26 protein-coding genes are annotated in these 22,843 nt (G+C 52.0%); 15 read left to right on the top strand and 11 right to left on the bottom strand.

What is annotated here, in order from left to right; all coding sequences use genetic code 11:
- Positions 1–10 precede the first annotated feature (10 nt).
- The 3 genes from GRPL_RS06945 to GRPL_RS06955 form a co-directional block, all read right to left on the bottom strand.
- Positions 11–346 (bottom strand): helix-turn-helix domain-containing protein, encoded by a 336-nt coding sequence (locus GRPL_RS06945; RefSeq protein ID WP_032688054.1) that lies wholly within the window; start codon positions 344–346, stop codon positions 11–13.
- A gap of 56 nt (positions 347–402) precedes the next feature.
- Positions 403–654, bottom strand: coding sequence for a YdgH/BhsA/McbA family protein (locus GRPL_RS06950; RefSeq protein WP_032688052.1), 252 nt, complete (start codon positions 652–654; stop codon positions 403–405).
- 138 nt (positions 655–792) lie between these two features.
- A complete protein-coding gene (locus GRPL_RS06955; protein WP_032700150.1) occupies positions 793–1,572 on the bottom strand; it encodes an SDR family oxidoreductase in 780 nt (259 codons plus the stop codon).
- Between the two features lie 148 nt (positions 1,573–1,720).
- Between GRPL_RS06955 and GRPL_RS06960 the strand changes: the two genes are divergently transcribed.
- Positions 1,721–2,614, top strand: coding sequence for a LysR family transcriptional regulator (locus tag GRPL_RS06960; RefSeq protein WP_032688049.1), 894 nt, complete (start codon positions 1,721–1,723; stop codon positions 2,612–2,614).
- A gap of 24 nt (positions 2,615–2,638) precedes the next feature.
- On the opposite strand, the gene GRPL_RS06965 is transcribed toward GRPL_RS06960, so the two are convergent.
- The 4 genes from GRPL_RS06965 to GRPL_RS06980 form a co-directional block, all read right to left on the bottom strand.
- Positions 2,639–3,628 (bottom strand): aldo/keto reductase, encoded by a 990-nt coding sequence (locus GRPL_RS06965; RefSeq protein WP_032695901.1) that lies wholly within the window; start codon positions 3,626–3,628, stop codon positions 2,639–2,641.
- Between the two features lie 27 nt (positions 3,629–3,655).
- On the bottom strand, positions 3,656–4,507 hold the full coding sequence (locus GRPL_RS06970; protein WP_032695902.1) for an aldo/keto reductase: 852 nt from the start codon (positions 4,505–4,507) through the stop codon (positions 3,656–3,658).
- A gap of 371 nt (positions 4,508–4,878) precedes the next feature.
- The gene (locus GRPL_RS06975) at positions 4,879–5,340 is read right to left on the bottom strand and encodes a GNAT family N-acetyltransferase (RefSeq protein WP_032700149.1); all 462 of its coding nucleotides are present in this window, start codon (positions 5,338–5,340) and stop codon (positions 4,879–4,881) included.
- A gap of 76 nt (positions 5,341–5,416) precedes the next feature.
- Positions 5,417–6,019 carry a helix-turn-helix domain-containing protein gene (locus GRPL_RS06980; protein WP_032688045.1) on the bottom strand — a complete coding sequence of 201 codons (603 nt, stop codon included), beginning with the start codon at positions 6,017–6,019 and terminating at the stop codon, positions 5,417–5,419.
- A 43-nt stretch (positions 6,020–6,062) separates the two neighbouring features.
- Between GRPL_RS06980 and GRPL_RS06985 the strand changes: the two genes are divergently transcribed.
- Together GRPL_RS06985 and GRPL_RS06990 are read left to right on the top strand one after the other, a co-directional pair.
- On the top strand, positions 6,063–6,758 hold the full coding sequence (locus GRPL_RS06985) for a B3/B4 domain-containing protein (RefSeq protein ID WP_032688044.1): 696 nt from the start codon (positions 6,063–6,065) through the stop codon (positions 6,756–6,758).
- A 20-nt stretch (positions 6,759–6,778) separates the two neighbouring features.
- On the top strand, positions 6,779–7,672 hold the full coding sequence (locus GRPL_RS06990; protein ID WP_032700148.1) for a dihydrodipicolinate synthase family protein: 894 nt from the start codon (positions 6,779–6,781) through the stop codon (positions 7,670–7,672).
- 254 nt (positions 7,673–7,926) lie between these two features.
- Here the strand turns inward: GRPL_RS06990 and GRPL_RS06995 are convergent, their stop codons facing one another.
- Positions 7,927–8,829: a LysR family transcriptional regulator gene (locus GRPL_RS06995; RefSeq protein ID WP_032700147.1), complete on the bottom strand. Its 903-nt coding sequence runs from the start codon at positions 8,827–8,829 to the stop codon at positions 7,927–7,929.
- Positions 8,830–8,966: 137 nt separating this feature from the next.
- On the opposite strand from GRPL_RS06995, the gene GRPL_RS07000 reads away from it, so the two are divergent.
- On the top strand, positions 8,967–9,713 hold the full coding sequence (locus GRPL_RS07000; RefSeq protein WP_032700146.1) for an SDR family oxidoreductase: 747 nt from the start codon (positions 8,967–8,969) through the stop codon (positions 9,711–9,713).
- 161 nt (positions 9,714–9,874) lie between these two features.
- A complete protein-coding gene (locus GRPL_RS07005) occupies positions 9,875–10,396 on the top strand; it encodes a glutathione S-transferase family protein (RefSeq protein ID WP_228134583.1) in 522 nt (173 codons plus the stop codon).
- Between the two features lie 50 nt (positions 10,397–10,446).
- Here GRPL_RS07005 and GRPL_RS07010 read toward each other — a convergent pair whose 3' ends face one another.
- Entirely contained in the window at positions 10,447–11,358 is a 912-nt protein-coding gene (locus GRPL_RS07010; RefSeq protein ID WP_032700173.1) for a LysR family transcriptional regulator, read from the bottom strand.
- A 147-nt stretch (positions 11,359–11,505) separates the two neighbouring features.
- On the opposite strand from GRPL_RS07010, the gene GRPL_RS07015 reads away from it, so the two are divergent.
- Complete coding sequence (locus tag GRPL_RS07015; protein WP_032700145.1) at positions 11,506–12,255, top strand: SDR family NAD(P)-dependent oxidoreductase; 750 nt, start codon at positions 11,506–11,508, stop codon at positions 12,253–12,255.
- Between the two features lie 299 nt (positions 12,256–12,554).
- On the opposite strand, the gene GRPL_RS07020 is transcribed toward GRPL_RS07015, so the two are convergent.
- A complete protein-coding gene (locus tag GRPL_RS07020; RefSeq protein WP_032700143.1) occupies positions 12,555–13,103 on the bottom strand; it encodes a TetR/AcrR family transcriptional regulator in 549 nt (182 codons plus the stop codon).
- A 133-nt stretch (positions 13,104–13,236) separates the two neighbouring features.
- Between GRPL_RS07020 and GRPL_RS07025 the strand changes: the two genes are divergently transcribed.
- The 5 genes from GRPL_RS07025 (at position 13,237) to GRPL_RS07045 (ending at position 17,557) form a co-directional block, all read left to right on the top strand.
- Positions 13,237–14,322 carry an alkene reductase gene (locus GRPL_RS07025; RefSeq protein WP_032700141.1) on the top strand — a complete coding sequence of 362 codons (1,086 nt, stop codon included), beginning with the start codon at positions 13,237–13,239 and terminating at the stop codon, positions 14,320–14,322.
- A gap of 72 nt (positions 14,323–14,394) precedes the next feature.
- On the top strand, positions 14,395–15,177 hold the full coding sequence (locus tag GRPL_RS07030) for an SDR family NAD(P)-dependent oxidoreductase (RefSeq protein ID WP_032700139.1): 783 nt from the start codon (positions 14,395–14,397) through the stop codon (positions 15,175–15,177).
- Between the two features lie 132 nt (positions 15,178–15,309).
- On the top strand, positions 15,310–16,128 hold the full coding sequence (locus tag GRPL_RS07035; RefSeq protein WP_032700172.1) for an oxidoreductase: 819 nt from the start codon (positions 15,310–15,312) through the stop codon (positions 16,126–16,128).
- A 2-nt stretch (positions 16,129–16,130) separates the two neighbouring features.
- Entirely contained in the window at positions 16,131–16,541 is a 411-nt protein-coding gene (locus tag GRPL_RS07040) for a hypothetical protein (RefSeq protein ID WP_032700137.1), read from the top strand.
- Positions 16,538–17,557 (top strand): NADP-dependent oxidoreductase, encoded by a 1,020-nt coding sequence (locus GRPL_RS07045; RefSeq protein WP_032700136.1) that lies wholly within the window; start codon positions 16,538–16,540, stop codon positions 17,555–17,557. Before GRPL_RS07040 ends, GRPL_RS07045 begins: the two co-directional genes overlap by 4 nt.
- Positions 17,558–17,753: 196 nt before the next feature.
- Here GRPL_RS07045 and GRPL_RS07050 read toward each other — a convergent pair whose 3' ends face one another.
- Entirely contained in the window at positions 17,754–18,548 is a 795-nt protein-coding gene (locus tag GRPL_RS07050; RefSeq protein ID WP_032688040.1) for an AraC family transcriptional regulator, read from the bottom strand.
- A gap of 77 nt (positions 18,549–18,625) precedes the next feature.
- Here GRPL_RS07050 and GRPL_RS07055 point away from each other — a divergent pair, with 77 nt between their 5' ends.
- The 4 genes from GRPL_RS07055 (at position 18,626) to GRPL_RS07070 (ending at position 22,800) form a co-directional block, all read left to right on the top strand.
- Positions 18,626–20,665, top strand: coding sequence for an FUSC family protein (locus GRPL_RS07055; protein ID WP_032700134.1), 2,040 nt, complete (start codon positions 18,626–18,628; stop codon positions 20,663–20,665).
- Positions 20,655–20,870: a DUF1656 domain-containing protein gene (locus GRPL_RS07060; RefSeq protein ID WP_004850424.1), complete on the top strand. Its 216-nt coding sequence runs from the start codon at positions 20,655–20,657 to the stop codon at positions 20,868–20,870. The genes GRPL_RS07055 and GRPL_RS07060 overlap by 11 nt, the downstream gene beginning before the upstream one ends.
- Entirely contained in the window at positions 20,867–21,730 is an 864-nt protein-coding gene (locus GRPL_RS07065) for an efflux RND transporter periplasmic adaptor subunit (RefSeq protein WP_032700132.1), read from the top strand. Before GRPL_RS07060 ends, GRPL_RS07065 begins: the two co-directional genes overlap by 4 nt.
- Positions 21,731–21,972: 242 nt before the next feature.
- Positions 21,973–22,800, top strand: a complete 828-nt coding sequence (locus GRPL_RS07070) for an aminoglycoside phosphotransferase family protein (protein WP_032700131.1) — start codon at positions 21,973–21,975, stop codon at positions 22,798–22,800.
- Positions 22,801–22,843 lie beyond the last annotated feature (43 nt).

The raw sequence follows: 22,843 nt of genomic DNA, 5'->3' as shown, positions 1-22,843 counted from the left end.
CGTCGTGCTATTATTTTGTCCTGTTAGCGTGTCGATACCTTAATGGTGGCAGCTTATAATTTTTAGAAAAAATTCGCGTAAAGGTCTGCTGTGAGTCAAATCCATATTTACAGGCGATGCTGATCACGGGCTCATTAGTCTCGATAAGATCTTTTGCCGCCAGTCTAAGTTTCTTATCTCTGATATATTTCCCCAGACTCACTTCTTTTACCTGTACAAAAATCCGCTGAAGATGCCATTTGGAATATCCTGCCCGGGCAGCAACATCCTCAATCCTCAGCGGTTTGTGTAAGTTTGAATCAATCCATTGGGTTATCTCATCGATGATGTCTTCTGTTCTGAACATAAATCGATGCTCATAATAAAAGGTTTATGACACATCCTTTACAGGATGCTAATGATTCATTTATAGATTTCGGCAACTCCGTGTAGCCTGTTATTTCCCGTCGCGGACAGGATTTTGAATGATGTTGCACCTTGCTCGTCAGCCTTACGAGAAAGCGCACTCGATAACTCATCAAGCGTATAGGCATTGCTGGCCGAGACTACACCTATTTTTTCTTTCCCATCTGCATGACTAATTTCCTGAGCTGCAGAGGCGGCATTCACTGAAATAAATACCATGAACAATGTCGTAATCAGTCGTGCTTTCATATTTAACACCTCTTTTAAACGATATGGTTAAAACTGGACTTCTGGCAGAAGGAACGTCCTCCGTCTTGATATTTAAATATACAGATCTAAGCTGTCATCAGGCTGACCGCTATATGACAAAATTGTCAGGGTTTTAGCTTAGTTAAGCTTGTGTGCATACTGATTCAGCTCGTTAATAATGCACCCAGGTTCTTCACTAAGAGGCATATTGTCCATATCTAAAATCCCATCATTTTTTTGGCGATTATCCGTCTGCAGCTTGGCAAACAGAGGGGTGAGATCCTGCTGTGCTTCCCCTCGTTCAGCCACCAGTTCGAACGTTTTATTTTTTGCCGCATCGTTACTCAGGGCGCTGACCAGAACCCGGGCGATTTGCTCTCGGGATATCACGCCATCTTCCGGCGTTCCCGCATGGCGTCGATCGCCCTGCAGCATAACGATTTTGTGCTCATCATCATTGTTGTAGTCAAACCAGCCGGGCCAGACGATGGTGTAGGGATGGCCACTCGCCCTGACCAGACGTTCGGCGCGTCTTTTCCAGTCATGAACCTCAGTCCGTTGATTCCAGGTGCTGAGTCGTTCAGTCACGCCAATCGTGGTCATTAAGCTGATGCGAACAGGGGTATCCCTGAACATTCGCAAAAGGTTACGTACACCGCCGTAATCTATCGCTCTGGCCCCAATACGCCCCTGGCCATCGGAACCGAGAGTGAAGATGACGGCATCAATATCTTTCGGCAAATCGCTGAGGGTTTCGGGCATGGAAACGTCGCCATAGAAAATATCCGTGCCACGAGGAAGCCGTTTTACTTTGCGTCGATTTCTGACCAGAGCCACGGGGTGATGGCCCATATCAATAGCGGTATTTACGACATGCAGACCTATACTTCCTGTCGCTCCGGCAACGAGTATTTTCATGATAAACCTTCTGATAATTCAGATTTATTTTCGATACGGCCAGAATATCAATTATCATTATTGTCAGTAATGGGGCTAAAATAATTGCGTCTATGAACACCCTTCATGAGTGCGCTGCGAAGGGAATGCATCCATAAGGAAATCGCCAATGCTCAAAGAAAACTTCAATGAACTGCAAATCTTTCTTGTCGTCGCAAGAGAGCGGAGTTTTACCAAAGCAGCGGGCAAACTGGGTGTTTCTCAGTCGGCACTCAGCCATGCGATGAAAGCGCTGGAGGAAAGGCTAAATATCCGTCTTCTGACCCGTACGACCCGAAGCGTTGCCCCTACAGAAGCCGGTGAGAGAATTATTGCCTGCCTTGAACCCCGTATTGCCGATCTTGAGCAGGAGCTGGAATCGCTTGTGCAACTTAATGGCACCGCCTCCGGTAATATCCGTTTATCCGCCGGGGAGCATGCCGCGCGAAGTCTGGTATGGCCTAAGTTAAAACCCTTCCTCAGGGAATATCCGGAAATTAATCTCGAACTGGTGGTTGATAACGGCTTTGTCGATATTGTTGAAGGGCGTTTTGATGCCGGGATCCGTCTGGGCGAAAGCGTGGATAAAGACATGATCGCCGTGAGGATTGGGCCGGATATGCGCATGGCTGTGGTGGGCGCGCCGTCATATTTTGCCGCTAATCCCGTGCCTGACACGCCTCACGAGCTACAAAATCATCGCTGTATCAATATGCGCCTGCCGACCGCCGGTGGACTTTATCATTGGGAGTTTGAGAAGGAAGGGAAACCGTTGCGGGTCAGAGTAGAAGGGCAGGTAACCTTTAATCTGCAGGCGGAAAGGATTGATGCGGCTTTATCCGGTTTTGGCATCGCCTGTATACCTGAAGACAGGGTGCAGGATTATATAAAGTCAGGAGAGCTTATTCAGGTTCTGCAGGACTGGTGTCCGTCTTTCCCCGGATATTATCTTTACTACCCCAGTCGTAAGCAGCATCCGCCCGCTTTTGCGCTGATGATCGATGCCCTTCGCTACCAGGAATAACGGGTCCGTAGACCCGTCCGGGTATTAACGGCCCACGCGAGCCTGATGCTCAGGGGAGTAACGTGCGCCGACGATTTTAATCGTTTCCAGCGCCTGGGTTATCTGCCGTGAGTCATCCTGCGAAAGAACGATGTTGGCAGCGCCGAGGTTTTCCTCCAGCCGGTGCAGTTTAGTGGTGCCCGGGATGGGGACAATCCACGGCTTTTGTGCCAGCAACCATGCCAGTGCAATTTGCGCAGACGTTACGCCTTTCCCGGCTGCCAGTTCACCCAACAACGAAACCAGCTTTTCATTGGCTGCCATCGCTTGTTCGGCGAAACGCGGCACGGTACTGCGGTAATCATCCTTCCCGAAAGTGGTTCCTGGCTTAATCGATCCCGTCAGGAAGCCTTTGCCTAATGGACTGAAGGGCACGAAACCAATGCCCAGCTCCTCCAGCAACGGCAGGATCTCCTGCTCAGGCTCGCGCCACCACATGGAGTACTCACTTTGCAGGGCAGTGACAGGTTGTACAGCATGCGCACGACGAATGGTCTGCGCCCCCGCTTCGGAGAGACCGAAATGTTTGACTTTACCTTCAGCTATCAGGTCTTTCACCGTTCCCGCAACATCTTCAATGGGGACATCCGGGTCGACACGGTGTTGATACAGCAGATCAATGACATCAGTCTTAAGACGGCGTAATGATCCTTCAACAGCTTCACGGATATGCTCCGGGCGGCTGTTTAAAATCTGCTGCTTGTTGTCCGCACCGAAGGTAAAACCAAATTTGGTGGCGATGACCAGACGATCACGAAACGGTTTTAAGGCTTCACCGACAACCTCTTCATTAAGATATGGGCCATACACTTCGGCGGTATCAAAGAACGTGACGCCACGTTCAACCGCTGCGCGAATAAGCTCGATCGCCTGACGCGTATCTGTCGCCGGGCCGTAGCCGTGGCTTAAGCCCATGCAACCGAGTCCAAGGGCGGAGACTTCGAGTCCGGATTTACCCAGATAACGTTTTTGCATTGAATAAATACCTCTTTTTATTGCGGCTTAAACATCCAGCTTGCGACCGGTCAGCCATTCCACCATCGCCGGATCGCGGTGAGAGAAGAAGGCGCTGGTTGCGGTATCAAGGGCGGCAATTTGCAGCATATCTTCAGAACTGAGTTCAAAATCGAGAATGTTGATGTTCTCTTCCATGCGCTCTTTGCGTACTGATTTCGCCAGCGAAACGACGCCTCGCTGGAAGATCCACCGCAGCACAACCTGGCCTACGCTCTTGCCGTACTTCTGACCCATCGCTGTTAACACCGGATGCTGGAACAGACCATTTTTACCTTCTGCAAACGGTGCCCAGGCTTCCGGCTGGATACCACGGCTTTGATTCCATGGAACCGCATGCAGCTGCTGGTTGAAGGGGTTAACTTCAATCTGGTTTACCGCTGGGACAACGTTGTTGAAGGCGATAAGGTCGGCCAGTCTGTCAGGGTGGAAATTGCTGACGCCAATGGCGCGGATTTTGCCTGCCTGCTGCAGTTCTTCCATGGCACGCCAGGCCCCATGAACATCACCGTAAGGCTGGTGAATCAGGTACAGGTCAACGTAATCAAGTTGCAGTCGATTCAGCGAGCGTTCGAACTGTGCTTTAGCGCCTTCGTAATGGGTGTCCTGCAACCACAGTTTGGTTGTGACAAAGAGTTCGTTACGTGCAATACCGGTCTGTTTCAGTGCGTTCCCGACCTGGGTTTCATTCTGGTAAGACGCGGCGGTATCGATCAGACGGTATCCCGTATCAATGGCGTCAATAACGGCTCTTTCGCACTCAGCGGCATCAGACATCTGAAACACACCAAAGCCCAGCAGGGGCATTTCAATCCCGTTGTTCAGTTTTACAGTTTGCATGACGTTATCCTTCAGCTGTTGTGTAGGAAAAGCATAACGCAATGCGATTTATTCGATTAGATGGGGTAATTAGCTAGGGTTTATTAGATTTGTTCATTAATTTAGAGGGGGAGCAATCGGTTTTTTATCAAAAGTGGACGGCGCAATGTGTGTTCAGCTAACGCAAATTCAGCAAAGCACTTCCGCATAAGTTGTTGTGCAACTCCTTTACCAGGGGAGGGATTATGGCAAGTTCTTCTGCGGCAGAGGGACTTGCCCTACGGATTAACAGTGGTCATTACTCTCGGAAAAGCATTTTTTAACAGGGCTAACATGTGACGATAATATGCATGGCTGCCGCTGTATCGGGTAAATAGAGTGGGTACCGCCGCTTATTTTTGCCCGGGTTTACGATAAATGTCTGGTCGATTGATCTGCCAGACAAAATCTTGCCGGTTCAACGGGCTATACCCCAACTTCTGGTATAGCCAGGGCGCACTGTCGGTTACCAGCATTATCCGCCGCAGACGTGACATCACCGGATGGGCGTGACAGCATTCAATCAGCCAACGACCAAGACCACTTTTCTGATAATCGTTCAGCACGTAGACGTCGCACAAATAACCAAAAGTGGCATAGTCGGTGACCAGACGGGCGAAGCCGATTTGTCTTGTTCCATCCAGAAGCGCAAAACAAAGGCTGTTCTGGACGGATAACCTGACCGTTTCGACATCAATACCAGGAGCCCAGGACGATTGTGAGAGGTAATCGTGAATGGCGTCCAGCTGAAAAAAAGCGGGATCGGTTGTGACAGTAAATTTATCTTTGGTAAAACTCAGATGCTGATTATTCACTGAACGTATCCTTCTGCACTTATTTGTGATGAGACAAGCCTTACTGGCGAGGGTTGGCTTCTGTACCGGGCAACACTCAGGATGCTTTTTCATGTACTGTCATGATGAAAACCAATGGGCTCTCTCCCCGGTTTTCATAGAAATGAGGAACGTCCGTTCTGGCCGTTGCCGAACAACCGGTCTTCACCAGATACAGGTGGTCCTGTACGCCAAGGGTGAGCGTGCCCGTCTGGACATAAAACAATTCAAGCGTCCCTGCCGGGTGGCCGGGTGAGGCAAACTTTTCTCCCGCCTGCATTTCCCACATCCAGAGCTCTGTCATCTCAGGGCCACCAGATCCTGCCAGCAACCTTGCTCTGCCGCCTTTTTCACCTTCCCACAATTCTGGGATCTCATCTTCAGCAATGAGATGAACAGTCGGTTTTGCACTGACATCCACAAAGTCAGCCACCGAAACTCCCATCGCGGCAGCCAGCCGGCATAACAGGGCAATGCTGGGATTCGCCCGGCATCCCTCAATCTCAACCAGCGCCCCCTTACTGACGCCCGCCCGACGGGACAGTTCATCGAGTGATATTTTCTTTTGTTTACGATACAGCTTAATCCGTTGAGATACGGCTTCATTCACGGTGCTGACGATAGCATTTGCGTCGGTCATTAAATTGACTTTTTTGGTCATCGGTCATTATTATGGATTAAATTGGTCATTACAGGATTATCACGTGTTAACAGTCTCTCCGTCAATTGCCCCTGAAATTTATCGTATTGCTCCCGGCTTTCGGGCACTCAGTATCTACGTAAAAGCGGCGCCGGTGCTGAACCCTGATATTGGAGAAACGGCGCTGCGGGAGGCATGTGAAGCGGTTCTGGCCGGTGAGCCTGAATGGGCGGAATCTCATCTGGCCGCATGGGCCGAGGTTTTCCAGAAGTTTGGTGCTAAACCCAAACGCACCCCTTGTTCAGCTGACGCGTTACGTAAGCGCGTATTACGTGACGGTACGATGCCAGCGCTCGATCCCATCGTTGATCTTTATAACGCCGTTAGTCTCCGCTACGCCATTCCGGTTGGTGGCGAAAACATTGCTGCCTATCAGGGGTCGCCACGTCTGGTTGTGGCAGAAGGCACTGAGCCTTTTGATACGGTAAAAGAGGGGGACACCGCCGTTGAATATCCTTCACAACATGAAGTTATCTGGCGCGATGATTCAGGCGTAACCTGCCGCCGCTGGAACTGGCGACAGGGGGTAAGAACCCGCTTAAGCGTGGAGGCTCAACACATGTGGTTTATTCTGGAAAATCTGCCGCAGATGCCGCTGGAGAAGCTTTACGACGCCGGGAAAATGCTGACTGACGGTCTTGAAAAAATGATGCCAGGTCTGTGGTTTGCTGTTGCTCTCATCGAAGAGCAACGCCAGTAATATCATTCAGGAGAAACACTATGTTTACCGGCTTGTCTGCGTTCCCGTTAACCCCAATCACCGCCAGCGGCGTGGACGAAAAGGGCTTCAGTCATATTCTTTCCCGCCTTACAGAAGCTCGGGTTGATTCTATGGGGATCCTGGGGTCAACCGGTAGCTATGCGTATCTGACCCGAGAGCAACGCCAGCGCGTAGCGACTCTGGCAAAACAGCATGCCGGGGACATCCCTGTCATGGTCTGTGTGGGGGCTGTCAGCACGGATGCCATCCTGCATCTGTCAGACGATGCGCAAGCGGCAGGCGCAGATGCCTTGCTGCTCCCGGCGGTTAGCTACCAGTCGCTCCGTGACGAAGAAGTCTTCGCACTCTTTGAGACCGTTACCCGGCATGTGTCTGTACCGGTATGCATCTATGATAATCCGGGCACCACGCATTTTACCTTTACGGATGAACTGCATGGCCTTCTCTCATCACTGGAGGGTGTGCGTTCGCTTAAGATCCCGGGCGTCCCTGATAGCCCGGCAGCAGCGGCTGAGCGGGTAGGGGCGTTGCGTCAACATTTGCGCCCTGGCGTAACCATCGGTATCAGTGGAGATGCTTATGCCGGGCTGGGATTAAACGCCGGCTGCGAAGTCTGGTACTCCGTGAGCGGCGGTTTGTTCCCGGAGACGGCGAAACAAATCACTGAAGCCGCGGCGGCGAACGAGCATGAGCGCGTCACGGCCCTGACAACCCGCCTTGAGCCTTTGTGGGCGCTTTTCCGTAAACATAGAGGAAGTATCCGGGTTATTGCCGCCGCCGCAGGCGTGCTTGGGCTGACTGACACGGATTGTTTGCCTCGACCTCTTCAGCCACTGTCGGCGGGGGATATTGCGGATATTGCCGGGGTGATAAGAGCACTGGAACTGAAATAATCCCTCTATTGGACCGGCAGTCTGCCGGGCCTGTAGAAAACCGAACGTGCAAAACTTTTCATGACAACCCTCAGAAAGAGGTATTGCTATCATCTGACCACGTGGCGAATTTTACGCCAGGATGACAAAGGTCCGTTTCTTGCTCGAAGCGGACCTTTATCTCAGTTAGCTCGTCCGCTGTGTGCCAAAAGCAGACATTGCTAGCGCTACACTGCATTAATTATTGGGGAACATGTCAGTTCGTTATCTCAGGTTCATTTCATTGAATTCTGAACTTTGAAGTCGGGATTTTTTTCAAAAATCTCAGCAACAAAATCCATGAACACAATCGCCCGTTTTGGTAAAAGTCGACTAGCAACATAAACGGCCTGAATGGGAACGGGCGATGCAGTGTAATCAGTCAGTAATAATTGTAAGTTGCCATTTTCCAGTCCCTCCTTGAACAGCCATTCCGGGCCCTGTGCGATCCCAATCCCTGCATTGACAAATTTCTGTACTGCTTGCGGTGAATTGACCCTGAGCCGACCAGAAACAGGAACATTGATATCCTGAAATCTCCAGGTAGCTCCTGTTGTTAGCAAGGTATAGATCAAACAATCATGTTTTTTTAAATCTTCGGGGGTATGAGGAGTTCCATGTTTTGCTAAGTACTTGTTACTGGCAACACAGACTCGCTCAAACATGCCAAGTCTGCGGACACGCATAGCACTGTCCTCCAGGTGTCCAATGCGGATTGCCAGCTCAGCTCCTTCATCAACAAGATTGATATAGCGGTCATTAATCTGTAGATCGAGTGTTAGCTCAGGGTAGCGTTCTAAAAAATCTGAGATGTGCGGGACTAAGAATGTATGAGCCAGTGCTGTGGGGCAGGCAACACGTAATAGCCCTGTGGGTGTAACATTTCCTCTGAAAGAAGACTCTGACTCTTCGACGGCTTCCAGAATACGCCTTGCTTCCAGATAATAACGTTCTCCTTCAGGAGTCAGGGAAAGCTTGCGGGTTGATCTGTGAAGTAATCTGGTCTGCAAATGCTCTTCGAGGGTTGCAACATGACGACTTACGTTCGGTTGCCCTAAGCCTAAATCCCTGCCGGCTGCGGAAAAGCTGCCTGTTTCAGCTGTACGGACAAAGCATGTCATCAAAAGTAATCTATCCATTCTATGGCCCACTTATGCATTTAATGCATGAAACATATTTAAAAATACAATCTTATCACTCTAAAAGCATGAGCATATAGTGGCTATCAAATCGGTCATTCGCCGATCGGTTGTTAAAGCCAACAGGAGATTTTCAGATGTCCAGATTACAAGGTAAACGCGCACTGATTACGGGTGGAACAAGTGGTATTGGTCTTGAAACAGCGAAGCTGTTTGTTGCAGAAGGTGCACGCGTAATTGTTACTGGTGTTAACCCTGATTCTATCGCAAAGGCTAAAGTAGAACTGGGTAATGATGTGTTAGTCGTGAGCGCTGATTCCGCTGATGTTAACGCACAGAAAGCTCTGGCTCAGACAGTTCAGGAACACTTTGGACAACTGGATATTGCTTTCCTGAATGCGGGTATATCACTGTATATGCCAATTGAGGTATGGACAGAAGAGCAGTTCGACCTCATTTATGCTATCAATGTTAAAGGTCCTTACTTCCTGATGCAGGCGCTGCTGCCAGTGTTCACGAGCTCTGCATCAGTGGTATTTAATACCTCTATTAATGCTCACACGGGACCAGTGAACTCATCAGTTTATGGCTCCACCAAAGCAGCATTACTGAACATGTCGAAAACGCTTTCCAACGAGTTACTTTCTCGTGGGATCCGTATCAACGCAGTGAGCCCTGGCCCTGTTAATACTCCGCTTTACGATAAGGCGGGGATCCCAGAGGAATATCATGATCAAGTGATGAAAAATATCGTTGCAACCATCCCTGCCGGCCGTTTTGGAAAGCCTCAGGAAGTCGCACAAGCGGTTCTTTATTTTGCATCTGATGCGTCTGCCTGGACTGTGGGTTCAGAAATCATCATCGACGGCGGCGTTTCAATCTAAGCCACCAGAATGAAATTTCCAATTCATCAAGCCCGTCACCTTTTACAGCGGCGGGCTATCTTTTTATCTGGAGTCTGAGATGTCTACCTGTGACCTGACACTTATTAGCCACCCACTGTGTCCCTTTGTGCAGCGTTCAGCGATCGTTCTTCTCGAGAAAAATGTGCTATTTGAACGCGTCAATAGGCTTATCGGCAAAACCTGACTGGTTTCTTGCTCTGTTACCCACTGGCAAGGTGCCGCTACTTAAAGTGCGTCAGGAAAATGGTGACGGTGCTCTTATTTTCGAGAGCATGGTGATCTGCGAGTACCTTAATGAAACACAGGACGGTGATTCGATGTATGCTGACGATGCATTAGTAAGAGCCAGACAGCGCGCATGGATCGAGTTCTCTACATCAATGCCTGGAAATGCGTGGCAATTTTTAAATGCGACGGATCAGGCCATTGCAGACAGCAAACGCGCGGTGTTACGTGAGCAGCTTGAACGTATTGAATCTGAATTGAGCCTCGGACCTTATTTCTCTGGTGCCGAATTCAGTATGGTTGATGCGGTCCAGGCTCCTGTTTTCCGTTACTTCTCCATCATCAATGCATCAGTCTCTGAGGCGATTTTTGAGGGGCTTCAGCGTGGAAAGCTGCACTTGCGAAAAGGGAAAGTGTACAAGCCGCTGTATCAATAGAAGAGCAATTGGTGTATTTTTTGCGCCCCTCTGGATCGTCAGAGGTATGTTTATCGGTAACCGCGCAGTGCCGCTGGGAATACCTCGGTTAGCCAGTCAATAAACACTCGTAACCGGTGCGTCATGTACCTGTTCTGCGGATAGACGACATAAAAAGGATAACTCGCGGGACGCCATGCCTGTAGGATCTCAACAAGTGTGCCGTTGTTCAGTTCATCTTTCGCCGCATAGCAAAAGGTCTGGATAATTCCCATCCCGGCCACGGCCGCAGCCAAATGCGCATTACTTTCGTTAACCCCGATGTAATGCTGCGTCTTCATCTCCCGCATTTCACCTTCTACAATAAAGCGAAAAGGAAAGGCTCTGCCCGTCAGCGGAGACAAATAGCTTACCAGCTTATGTCCATTTCTTAATTCATCCGGATGCGCAGGTACGCCAGCGGCTTTCAGGTATCCCGACGTAGCGCAGGTCACCATCGCGGCATCACCAATATGACGGGCGATCAACGATGAGTCATCGAGAGAGCCACCACGGATTACACAGTCCACATTTCCGCTAATAAGATCCACCGGCCTGTCGGACACGCCTAAATCGATTTTGATTTCCGGATAGCGCTGCAAAAAATCCGGTAACGCCGGGATCAGGACTTCACGTGCGGTAGAACCGCCGACATCAATACGCAGATACCCTTTAGGTTTGATCTGCGAGGTGCTAAACGAAGTGTCTATCTCCTCAATATCAATGAGTACCCGCGAGGCTTTTTCATAATAGTCCTGACCCTCTGGCGTTGCGACGACGCGCCGGGTCGTACGATGTAAAAGACGCACGCCGAGGTGGGCCTCCAGTGATTTAACCAGCTTACTTAATGTGGCATTCGGCAGGTTCAGTGAATCCGCTGCCCGCGTAAAGTTGCCGGTTTCCACCACCCGAGTAAACGCACGCATAGCCATTAACTGATCCACATTCTGTTTCTCCATGAGGTATGTGATTATTCACCTGTAGAAAGAGTGTTTTCCATCTTTGCTAATTTATCAATAATTTCTCTGCGGCTAGAGTGTGTTCACAGGCTGAATGACGGCCAATTCGAAACAACGCCGAGGATATGAATAATGAGTAAACCACTTTCAGACAAAATTGCCCTGGTCACGGGCGGCAGCACAGGAATCGGTCTTGCCAGTGCTCAGGAACTGGCGGCGCAGGGGGCAAAAGTCTACATCACCGGACGTCGTCAGCAGGAACTTGATGCGGCCATCGCGTTGATCGGCACGTCGGCTAAGGGGATTCGGGCCGATGTCTCCCGTCTTGAGGACCTGGATAAGGTTTACGCACAGATTGCAGAAGAGTCGGGGCGTCTGGACATTTTGTTTGCTAACGCCGGTGGCGGAGATATGCTGGCACTGGGCGCCATAACCGAAGAACATTTTGACCGGATTTTCGGGACGAATGTTCGCGGAGTATTATTCACCGTCCAGAAAGCACTGCCACTGCTTGGTGCCGGTTCATCCATTATCCTCACCGCTTCCACCGTTTCGGTAAAAGGGACGGCTAACTTTAGCGTGTATAGCGCCAGCAAAGCCGCAGTGCGAAACTTTGCTCGCTCATGGGCGCTGGACTTGCAGGGGCGTGGTATTCGGGTGAATGTCGTGAGTCCGGGTCCGGTCAAAACGCCTGGATTAGGGGGGCTGGTTGCCGAGGAACAGCGTCAGGGCCTGTTTGATGCACTGGCGGCGCAGGTTCCGTTAGGCCGGATTGGTGAGCCAGCGGAAGTCGGCAAAGTCGTTGCGTTTCTGGCGTCTGATGCCGCCAGTTTTATCAATGCTATAGAACTGTTTGTTGACGGCGGTATGGCGCAGATTTAAAGCTGATATCACACCGTCAAATCCCCCGAGGCGGCGGATTTTCAATGGACGGCTGGCGTCACGCAGTTTTAACGTCACAGTGTGACAGCGCACAATACGGCACCAGCCATTCTTGATGGGTTTTATTATTTCGCAAAGCATAGCGACCGTTCGCAAATCACTTCACCATCGCCAACAAAATTTGCGCATAACTTCGTTCTTATGACCACGTTCGGTCAGAACGGCTGCTCTGTGCCAGGAGTAGACGTTGGCGATTTATTTAAATTCACACCACAGGATAATTTTCCGTAACAGCAAGTTCAATCCTTACGGGCGTCATGGCTGATAAGACGTGTGCGGCACACATCCAGAATTTCATCAGCCAGAGCGGAATTATCCGGGCATGCACGAGACAGTACCAGAGCGCCGACAAGATGCGCGATGGTATCTATCAGGTCTGCGCGCGTTTCATGTTCATTTTCTAAAACCGCCAACTGACGTTCAATTCCGGCCGCAAACGTCTCCCTGATTGATTCAGACTGCCGGGCTGTATCAGCACCAAGTGCCGACATCACGCAGCCCTTTCCCATATCATCGCGATGGGGTCGGGAGAGGTAGTATTCAATAAATTTTTCCCGGTCCACACCTGCCGTGCTTTCTGCAGAACGCGTAAAACCGCAGTGCATTGCCTCCGCCATCAGATCAGCCTTAGAGCCAAAGTGCTTATAGAAACCGCCGTGGGTTAACCCTGCCGCTGACATCAGTTCCGCAACGCCCACGCCGTCAAAACCGCGTTCACGAAAAAGTTTTGAAGCCGTTTCAACAATGCGTGTCCGGTTTTCCCGAACCTGCTCTTTTGACACTTTCATGCTTTGCTACCTCACTCAAAAATAGGGTCTAAGTATACATTGATGATGATCATAATCAAACCAGTTGACTTTATAGATTATGATCATCATCATTAAATTGACCTTTGACTCACCACTTAGCAAGAGAATAAACATGACGACATTATTTCAACCTTATGATCTCGGGCCAATAACACTTGCCAATCATATCGTGATGGCACCGTTGACGCGTAACCGGGCCGGAGCCGGTTTGGTTCCCAACGAACTGGCGGCGACCTACTATGCCCAGCGCGCAACAGCAGGCTTGTTGATTACTGAAGCCACGCAGATCTCCGCACAGGCGCAGGGCTATCAGGATACGCCGGGTATCTATACACAGGCTCAAATCGATGGCTGGCGCAAAGTGACTGATGCGGTGCATGCCAAAGGTGGACGCATATTTGTACAGTTATGGCATGTAGGACGAATTTCGCATGTCGATTTACAGCCGGGTGGCGCGGCGCCGGTCGCCCCGTCCGCCATCCGTGCCGGGAGCAAGACCTTTGTGAACAACGGTTTTACGGACGTCTCTGAACCACGTGCGCTCGAGCTGCAGGAAATACCGGGGATTATCGACGATTTCAGAAAAGCTGCCGCCAATGCCATTGCCGCCGGGTTTGACGGCGTTGAGATCCACGGTGCAAATGGTTATCTGCTGGAACAATTCCTGAAAGATGGCGCAAACCAGCGTAATGATGAATACGGCGGCTCTGTCGAAAATCGTGCGCGCCTGCTGCTGGAAGTCACGGCGGCCGTAAAGGATGAGATCGGCGCAGAACGCACTGGCGTACGCATTTCACCGGTTTCACCTGCTAATGCGATTTCGTGCAGTGATCCGCAGCCACAATATGACTACCTCGCTGAACAACTCGATGCATTAGGTATTGTGTACCTCCATGTGGTTGAAGGTGCTACGGGCGGCCCGCGAGATGTATCACCGTTCGATTACGACGCACTACGCCGGCGCTTTAAAAACACCTGGATCGGCAACAATGGCTATGACCTGGCACTGGCGTCCACTCAACTTGCGCAAGGCAAAGCCGATCTGTTCGCGTTTGGTCGCCCGTTCATCTCCAATCCGGATCTGGTCGAAAGACTGAAGACGGGCGCGCCTCTGGCCCCACTCAATCCTGAAACACTTTATGGCGGTGGCGCGCAAGGCTACACCGATTATCCGTCGCTTGCCGAGACCAGCAAGTAGATCTGTGGTGTCACGGTTCTACATACATCGCGCAGTGCGAATTCTGTTTACACATTATTAAAGAAGATCAACATGACTAAAGTTTCAGTTCTCATTACAGGTGCCTCCACGGGTATTGGTGCTGTCTACGCTGAACGGTTTGCCCGCCGGGGTCACGACCTTGTTCTGGTTGCACGTGACAAAGCGAAGTTAGAAATACTGGCCGATCGTCTGCGACAGGAAAATGGCATTTCTGTCGATGTTTTGCCTGCCGACCTCACGCAAGCGAGTGATTTAGCCCAGGTCGAAGCCCGCCTGCGTGAAGACACGCAGATTGGCATTCTTATCAATAACGCGGGTATCGCGCAGTCTGGCAGTTTTACAGAGCAGACGCCTGAATCGATAGAAAGCCTTATCGCGCTTAACGTCACTGCCCTGACCAGACTGGCCAGTGCCGTGGCGCCACGGTTTGTGCAGGCGGGTGAAGGCTCGATCGTTAATATCAGTTCCGTCGTAGGCCTGGCCCCGGAATTTGCCATGACGGTTTACGGCGCAACCAAAGCCTTTGTGCTTTTCCTGTCCCAGGGAATGAATGTAGAGCTGTCGTCTAAGGGCATTTATATCCAGGCGGTGCTCCCTGCCGGCACTTACACAGAAATTTGGGACCGTGCGGGTATCGATATCAGTAACTCGGCAAAATTCATGGAAGTGGGCGAGTTGGTGGATGCCGCACTGGTTGGCTTTGATCGCCGTGAGCTCGTCACCATCCCGCCGTTACATAATGCTTCACGCTGGGACACCCTCGATGCTTCGCGTCAGGCTCTGCTTTCTGACATCAAGCAAGATGAAGCTGCCGCACGATATAAAGCACTTTAGTCGATGAGGTGCACTCTGCAGAACGGTCTTCCGGCTGTTCTGCAGAGAAGTAAACCCGATATAAATCCCTTATAGCGTTTCCTCTCAGCAGCGATGAGAAACCTCAAACAAATCATGAAGGCCTTATTCAGCATGACAAAAAAACGAGTAGCGTTGGTTACCGGCGCGTCCTCAGGTATTGGCGAAGCGTCGGCAATTAAACTTTTAGCGGCGGGGTATACGGTATATGGCACAAGCCGGCGTGGCGCCCTGGCGGGAAAGCATCCGTTTCCGTTACTGGCGCTTGATGTGACGGACGACGCTTCTGTCGGGGCCGCCATTGAGGAGTTGCTGCGTCTGGAGGGGCGGATAGATCTTCTGGTGAATAATGCAGGCTTTGGGATCGCTCCGGCGGCGGCGGAAGAAAGTTCTGTCGAACAGGCCAGGCATATGTTCGACACCAACTTTTTGGGCATCGTCAGGTTGACCCGGGCGGTGATCCCTCACATGCGCCGCCAGGGCAGTGGGCGCATTATTAACATCGGCTCGATACTTGGGGTCGTTCCGTTTCCGTATGTGGCACTTTATGCTGCCAGTAAGTATGCGGTCGAGGGGTATACGGGGGCACTGGATCATGAATTACGCACGCAGGGTATCCGGGTTTCTGTCATCGAACCTGCTTACATGAAAACACAGTTTGAAGCCAATACTATAGAGCCGGACGCCAGGCTTGAAGAGTATGACCTGATCCGGGCTAAGCTGGCGAAAGTGCTTAGCAAGGCAATGGCCGAAGCGGAAAGCCCTGAGATAGTAGGTGAGGTGGTGGTTAAAGCCGCTCAGGCTTTACATCCAAAAGTGCGCTACACGGCGGGAACGCTGGCCGGTAAATTGAATTTTCTCCTCAGGTTCGCGCCTGCTTCATTCCTGGATAAGGTCGTGCGTAAAAGTCTTCAGCTGGATGCAAAGGAGTAAAAATGAAATTTTCTCAACTGGCTGTTCTGACTGCAGTGTTGTTTTTCATCCTGGCCACGGTATGGATGTTTTTCCCGGAGCAGCTTTTAACGCAATGGGGCATTGAGCCAACACCGGGTACCGACGTTATTTGTCGCCGCGCGGCCGCATTCTTTGCAGGAATAAGCGTTATGTGTTTCCTGGCCAGAAATGCCGGGCCTTCCCCGACCCGTTATGCTCTGGCCGCGGGTATCAGCACGATAGCGATTATTTCAGCCGTGCTGGGCATCGCTGAATGGCGCGAAGGGCATGTCAGCGGGCAGATCCTTTTTGCCGTGTTAATCGAGCTGTTGCTGGGCGCCGCCTTTTTACTCAGCAACAGGGCCCCTGCGAAAAATGTTACTGGCAAATACCAAAGGATAAAGAACAAATGAAAAGCAGAACGATGGAAGCCTTTACGTTTAAACGTTATGGTAAATCCCCTGAGCTGGGATTCGATGTCGTGGATTTTCCTTCCCCCGGCGCTGATGAAATCCTGGTGAAGGTACATGCGGTTGGCCTTAATCCGATTGACAACATGATCCCAACCGGAATGTTTAAGCCGGTATTGCATTTTAAACTCCCTGCGACGCTGGGCAGTGATTTGGCCGGGGTCGTCGTTGCAGTGGGGGCTCGTGTAACCCGTTTTATCCCGGGTGACGAAATTTTTGCCAGTATTTTCGATACGGGAACAGGCTCCCTTGCCGAATTTGCACGAGTCCCTGAAAACGCTGCGGCCCTGAAACCCGCAAATCTGAGTTTCGTAGAAGCGGCTTCGTTACCGATGGTGAGCCTCACGTCCTGGCAGGCGCTGACAGAACGTGCCGGGCTCAGGCCTGGTCAGAACGTTTTTATACCCGCTGGTTCCGGAGGCATTGGCAGCTTTGCCATCCAGCTGGCGAAGCACCTGGGCGCAAACGTGGGAACGACAACGAGTACAGAGAATGTTGACTGGGTAAGCCGTCTTGGGGCCGATGAGGTGATTGATTATAAAAAGCAGGCGTTCGATAACGTGCTGAGTGGCTACGATATTGTTCTGGGTACCCTCAGGGGGGATGTGATTGAAAAGTCCACTCAAATTCTTAAACCTGGCGGAAAGATTATTTCTCTCATCGGGCCGTTAGATGCCGCGTTCGCACAGGCCCGGGGATTGAACTTCTTACTGCGTTTTGTGTTCGGGCTGATGAGCCGTAAGATTATACGTCTTACGAAAAAACGGGGCCTGACCTATTCATTTCTCTTCGTTCGACCTGATGGCGCTCAATTAACTCAAATAAGCAAACTCACAGAAGCGGAACACATCATCCCTGTGATCGACAAGGTTTTTCCCTTTGCAGCGACAAAGGATGCTCTTGACTATCTTGCTGGGGGACATGCGAAGGGCAAAGTTGTCGTTAAGATACAAGAATAACAACAACTGCTGTTTGCGTCTGCCCACGATAAATAGACAATTGCTGAAGTCTGTTGCCTCAGGAACTAAATCCGCTGCCTCATGGAAGAGGGGCGGCATATCCGCTCCTCGCTCATAGCGGACCTCCAGCCCAGCCAGCTCGTCCGCTCCGTGCCAGATGCGGACATGGCACCGCCGTATCCAGCCTGCGCGTCACTCAGGGAGCTGCCGTTCTTCGACCGGCAAAATAGTGCGCGGGCGTGCTACCCATCGTTTTTCTGAACATGGTGATAAACGCATTTACCGACTCATACCCCAGATTAGCCGCGACATTTTGCACCGATACCCCACTTGCCAGCTCCCGGAGGGCAATAATCAAATGCAGTTGCTGACGCCAGCGCCCGAAGGTCAGCCCGGTTTCGCGCAGCATCAGGCGTGCTAATGAACGCTCGCTGAGCGCCAGCCGTTTCGCCCAGGCTTTAAACGTGCTGCGATCCTCCGGGTGGCTGACCAGCGCATCAGCCATGGCGCGGATCTTAGGGTGTGCCGAAACCGGCAGACTCAATTGCTGCTGCGGCATGGTGGCCAGTTCATCGAGCGTCACTCTGATCAGCCTGCCAGCATGGCTCTCCGCTACGTAATCAACCCCCTCATTCGTTAAGCGGTCAACTAACTGTTTAATCAGCGGAGAAATTGCCAGCGTGCAACATTTTTCCGGCAGCGCGGCGGCGCCGGGTTCAATAAACAAATAGTTGAGATGCGCATTCCAGGTCGCTTTGGCGCTATGGGGGATCCCGCCGGGGATCCACACCGCGCAATCTGGCGGCACTATCCAGATATCGTTTTCCGCGCGACAAATCACTGCCCCATACAGGGCAACAATCAGTTGCCCCTTGCGGTGCGTATGAACCGGCACTTCTGCTGCATAATCAACGAAATCAATATGCCGCGCGACGGCCGGGCTCGGCGTGCTATCGGGATCAAACAGGGTATGGGCAAGTCTGGATGGCATCTCATTGGCAACATTTAGGTATTTTTTGACAGAATAGAGTATTTAAGGACAAGCGCAAAGCGGGAATAATTCCCGGCATGAGCAAATTCACTCCCCATCATAGTCGTGCTTTGCACGCGATAAGCCGTTGGTCAGACCGCATAGCCTCACCCGCGCTGCTGAGCGACGCCCATGCGCTGCTCTATTCCGTCAGGAGTTTTGTCGCCGCGATGCTCGCGTATTACATTGCTCTGGCGATTGGCCTTGAACGGCCCTCATGGGCCATCATCACCGTCTATATCGTTTCGCAAACCTCGGTGGGCGCGTCTTTGAGCAGGAGTCTATATCGCCTGGCAGGGACCGTGGCCGGCGCGGGGGCCACGGTGTTGATTGTGCCCACGTTTGTGAATACGCCGATTTTATGCAGCGTGATTCTGGCAGGCTGGATCAGCTTCTGCCTCTATTTATCCCTGCTTGAACGCACGCCCCGCGCCTATGCCTTTGTACTGGCCGGTTATACCGCAAGCCTGATTGGTTTTCCTGCCGTCTCTGACCCCGGCACGGTGTTTAACATCGCCATCATTCGGCTACAGGAGATCACCATCGGCATCGTCTGCGCCGCGCTGATTCACCGGTATATTTTGCCTACCCGGATATCAGGGCTGTTTAACAGCAAATTAGCGCAGACGCTGCAGGCCACGCGTCAGCGGATTGCCGACACTCTGGCGGGCAAGTCCAACGCGCAGTCAGAACCGCTGCATCTGGCGCTGGCGCTACAGTTCCTGCAGGGCGTCAGCCACCACATCCCGTATGATTTTGCGCTTTCGGTTCCGGTCCGCCAGGCCAGGAAAGCGCTCCATGACAGGCTGGCGCGGTTAGTTATTGTCAACGGCGAATTATGCGATCGTTTACAGGCGATCGCGGAGATGCCCGCCGATATACAGACGCTGCTGGATGATGTTCAGGCCTGGCTGACCTGTGACAATACCGGGAAACGCAAAAAAACAGCGGATGCGCTTCAACAACGCAGCGCGCAGTTAGCACAGCGGCACGCTGCGCAGGCACTGACGTTTGAGGAGGCGCTGCGGGTGAATTTCTTACGCTATATCGTTGAGTTGATGACCCTCCTGCAACAGTGTGAGCGTCTTTCGGATGCCATCCATCACGCCAAATCCGCCCCCATTCAGGCAGAAGATCATGCGGCGAAAGGGTATGTTTTCCATCGCGATGCCCTCAGTGCCGCCCGAACGGCGCTGGGCGCTTTTGTCATCATTCTGGGCGGCTGTCTGCTATGGATTTACTCCGCCTGGCCCGATGGCGGCACGGCGGTCTCGATTCTTGGGGTTTGCTGCACGCTGTTTGGCAGTTTCGATACGCCGGCCCCGCATATTGTCAAATACATTATCGGTTCCGTCTGGGGCGTATTGATAAGCCTTATCTACAGCTTCGCGCTGCTTCCCCCGCTCAGCGATTTCCCGGTGCTGGTGGCGGCGCTTGCCCCGGTCTATCTGCTTGCCGGGTCACTGCAGGCGCGGCCGCCCACGACTTTTATGGCGATGGGGATTACCCTGACGCTGCCTGTGCTATGCGAGCTGGGCGCACGCTACAGCGGCGACTTCGCCGACGCGGCCAACACCGCTATCGCTCTGTTTTTCGCGACCGGCTTTGCGGTTATCGGCATGAGTCTGCTGCAAACCGTGCAGGCGGACGCGGCGATAAACCGTCTGCTAAAACTTTGCCAACGCGATATTCGCCGCAGCGTGAACGGCGTGTTTAAAGGCGATGAAACGCACTGGACCAATCTGATGATCGACCGGGCCGCGCTGTTGCTGCCACGCTTGCCGCGCAGCGGGCCGTCATCCGCACGGGCGCTTGAGAGCCTGGTACACTTTCTGCGCATTGGTCTCTGTGTGATGCGCTTGCGCCGTTGCGATACGCCCGCAGGCAGCGAGATCAACGATGTGCTTTATCATCTGACCGGTACAACGGAAACCGCCGTCTTACGCGAGCGTCTTGCCGTAATGGCAGCTCTCTGCTTGCCCGCGACAAATGAACAGTCATGCCAGTTTGTCGACCGGCTGGTTGATCTGCACTGCGCGCTACGGACGCAGAACAAGGAACCTACCCATGATAAATGACATCAATATCGGCGGTGTTTTTATCCCCGGGCTGCTGCTGACCGCGCTTATCGCTCTGGTCTGTACGCTGTTACTCGTGCCGCTTTTTTCGTTCAGCAGACTTTACCGGCGTTTGCCCTTACGCCCGTTGCTTGATGTCTCAACCTATATCGTGACCTTTTTCCTGCTTTTGCAGGGCCTGACCACACTGGGGTTATTCGCATGAAACCTTTACTCTCTTTGCTCGGTCGTTACGCGCTGACGTTAATCGCAGTGGCGGTGGCGACTTGCGTGGCGTTTATTTTCTGGAAACAGTATGCGCAGACGCCCTGGACTCGCGATGGACGGGTTAGGGCAGATGTGGTGCAGATTGCGCCGGATGTTTCCGGGCCGGTGAGCCGCGTGGCTGTCCGGGATAATCAGTGGGTTAACCAGGGCGACGTGCTTTATGCTATCGACCCGCGCTGGCTGAAGCTGGCCGTGCTCAGCGCGCAGGCCGACGTTGAAGCAAAACGTCATGAGATGCTGATGCGCCAGGATGCGGCCAGGCGACGAGCGCTCATTAAAGGGGTCATCTCCGGCGAGGACATCCAGCAAACAGGCAGTGCAGCACGCGTCGCGGCGGCCAATTATCAGGGGGCGCTGGCTGCGCTGGAACTGGCGCAGCTTAATTTATCTCATGCTACCGTGCGCGCACCGGTTGCCGGCTACGTCACGCATCTTCGACTTCGCCCAGGCGACTACGCCACGGTGGGAGAGACAAAGGTCGCCGTTGTCGATGCGCACAGTTTCTGGGTGGTAGGTTATTTTGAAGAGACCAAACTGCGTCATATTCGTATCGGGAACGCCGCACAAATTTCGCTGATGGGGTTCGAGCCGCCCATCACGGGGCATGTGGAGAGTATCGGCCGGGGAATCGATGATAGCAATGACGAGACGGGCGGGCTTGGGCTGCCGGATGTCAATCCCACCTTCAGCTGGGTGCGACTCGCGCAGCGAGTACCTGTACGTATCCAGTTAGATAAGATACCGGAGGGAATTGAACTGGTGGCAGGATTATCCGCCAGCGTTTCCATTATGCCTTAAAAGTTTTTAACCGTCCTGACGGCGGGCATTGCGGAAGAGCGGTTTGCGTGACTCCAGCCGCGATAAATAGAGCGTGAGCAACCGCTCTGATACAGCAGCTTGCCAGGTCCCTGCTTTGTGCCAGAAATGGACGTTCTCAATCCACAGTACAACTTCAGGGAATATCGGGATCCATAGGTTAATATAGTTCGGATGTATGCCTCAGCACGCCCGGCGGCAATAAGGATTTTAAAGGAATATCGATGGATACAGACACGTTAAGTTTTTGGTTAAATCGTTGGTTACTCATTCCGGATGGCGAGAAATTTATAACGCATACATCAACCTTGCTCCCGGTAAAAACAGCAACGCAGGGTATTAAGGCTATGCTGAAAGTGACTGATGATGCGGATGAGCAAACCGGGAACTCACTGATGGCATGGTGGGAAGGTAACGGTGCAGCGCAGGTTCTTGCTTATGAAAAAGAAGCTATTCTACTCGCTCGCGCTACGGGAACGGCAGCACTGTCAACGATGTCCAGAAATGGTCAAGACAATGAAGCCTGTCATATTTTGTGTGCAACTGCGAACAGGCTTCACCGCAAGTCAGATAAACCCTTGCCAAACCTTACACCTCTCCATCGCTGGTTTTCTTCGCTAAAACCCGCAGCCCTTGCGCATGGAGGTATTCTGGCGCAGTGCGCAGAGATCTCCCAGGAACTGCTCTCCTCTGCGCAAGACGTCGTTGTATTACATGGTGACTTGCATCACGATAACGTGCTTGATTTCGCATCATCTGGTTGGCTGGCCATTGATCCCAAAGGGCTACAAGGCGAACGAGGATTCGACTTTGCTAATATTTTCACCAATCCGGATCTTGGTAATCCTGAGCATTATGTTGCAAGAGTACCGGGTATTTTTAAACAGCGACTTGAGATCGTCACAGAGATGTCGGGAATCAATAGAGAGCGACTTCTGCAGTGGATAATTGCATGGTGCGGGCTCTCAGCGGCATGGTCGCTCGAATGCAATGATCGTATTTCAGTCCAGGTTGAAATTGCTGAGTTGGCTATTGCTGAACTGAGCGTATGAGATGCTGGCAACGCCGGGCAGCTGAGTCACCATCCCACTTCTC

This window comes from Klebsiella planticola ATCC 33531 (genome assembly GCF_000735435.1).
Classification (GTDB): Bacteria; Pseudomonadota; Gammaproteobacteria; order Enterobacterales; family Enterobacteriaceae; genus Klebsiella; species Klebsiella planticola.
Note: the sequence above shows the minus strand (reverse complement) of the source record. Positions and strands in the feature narration are given on the sequence as shown.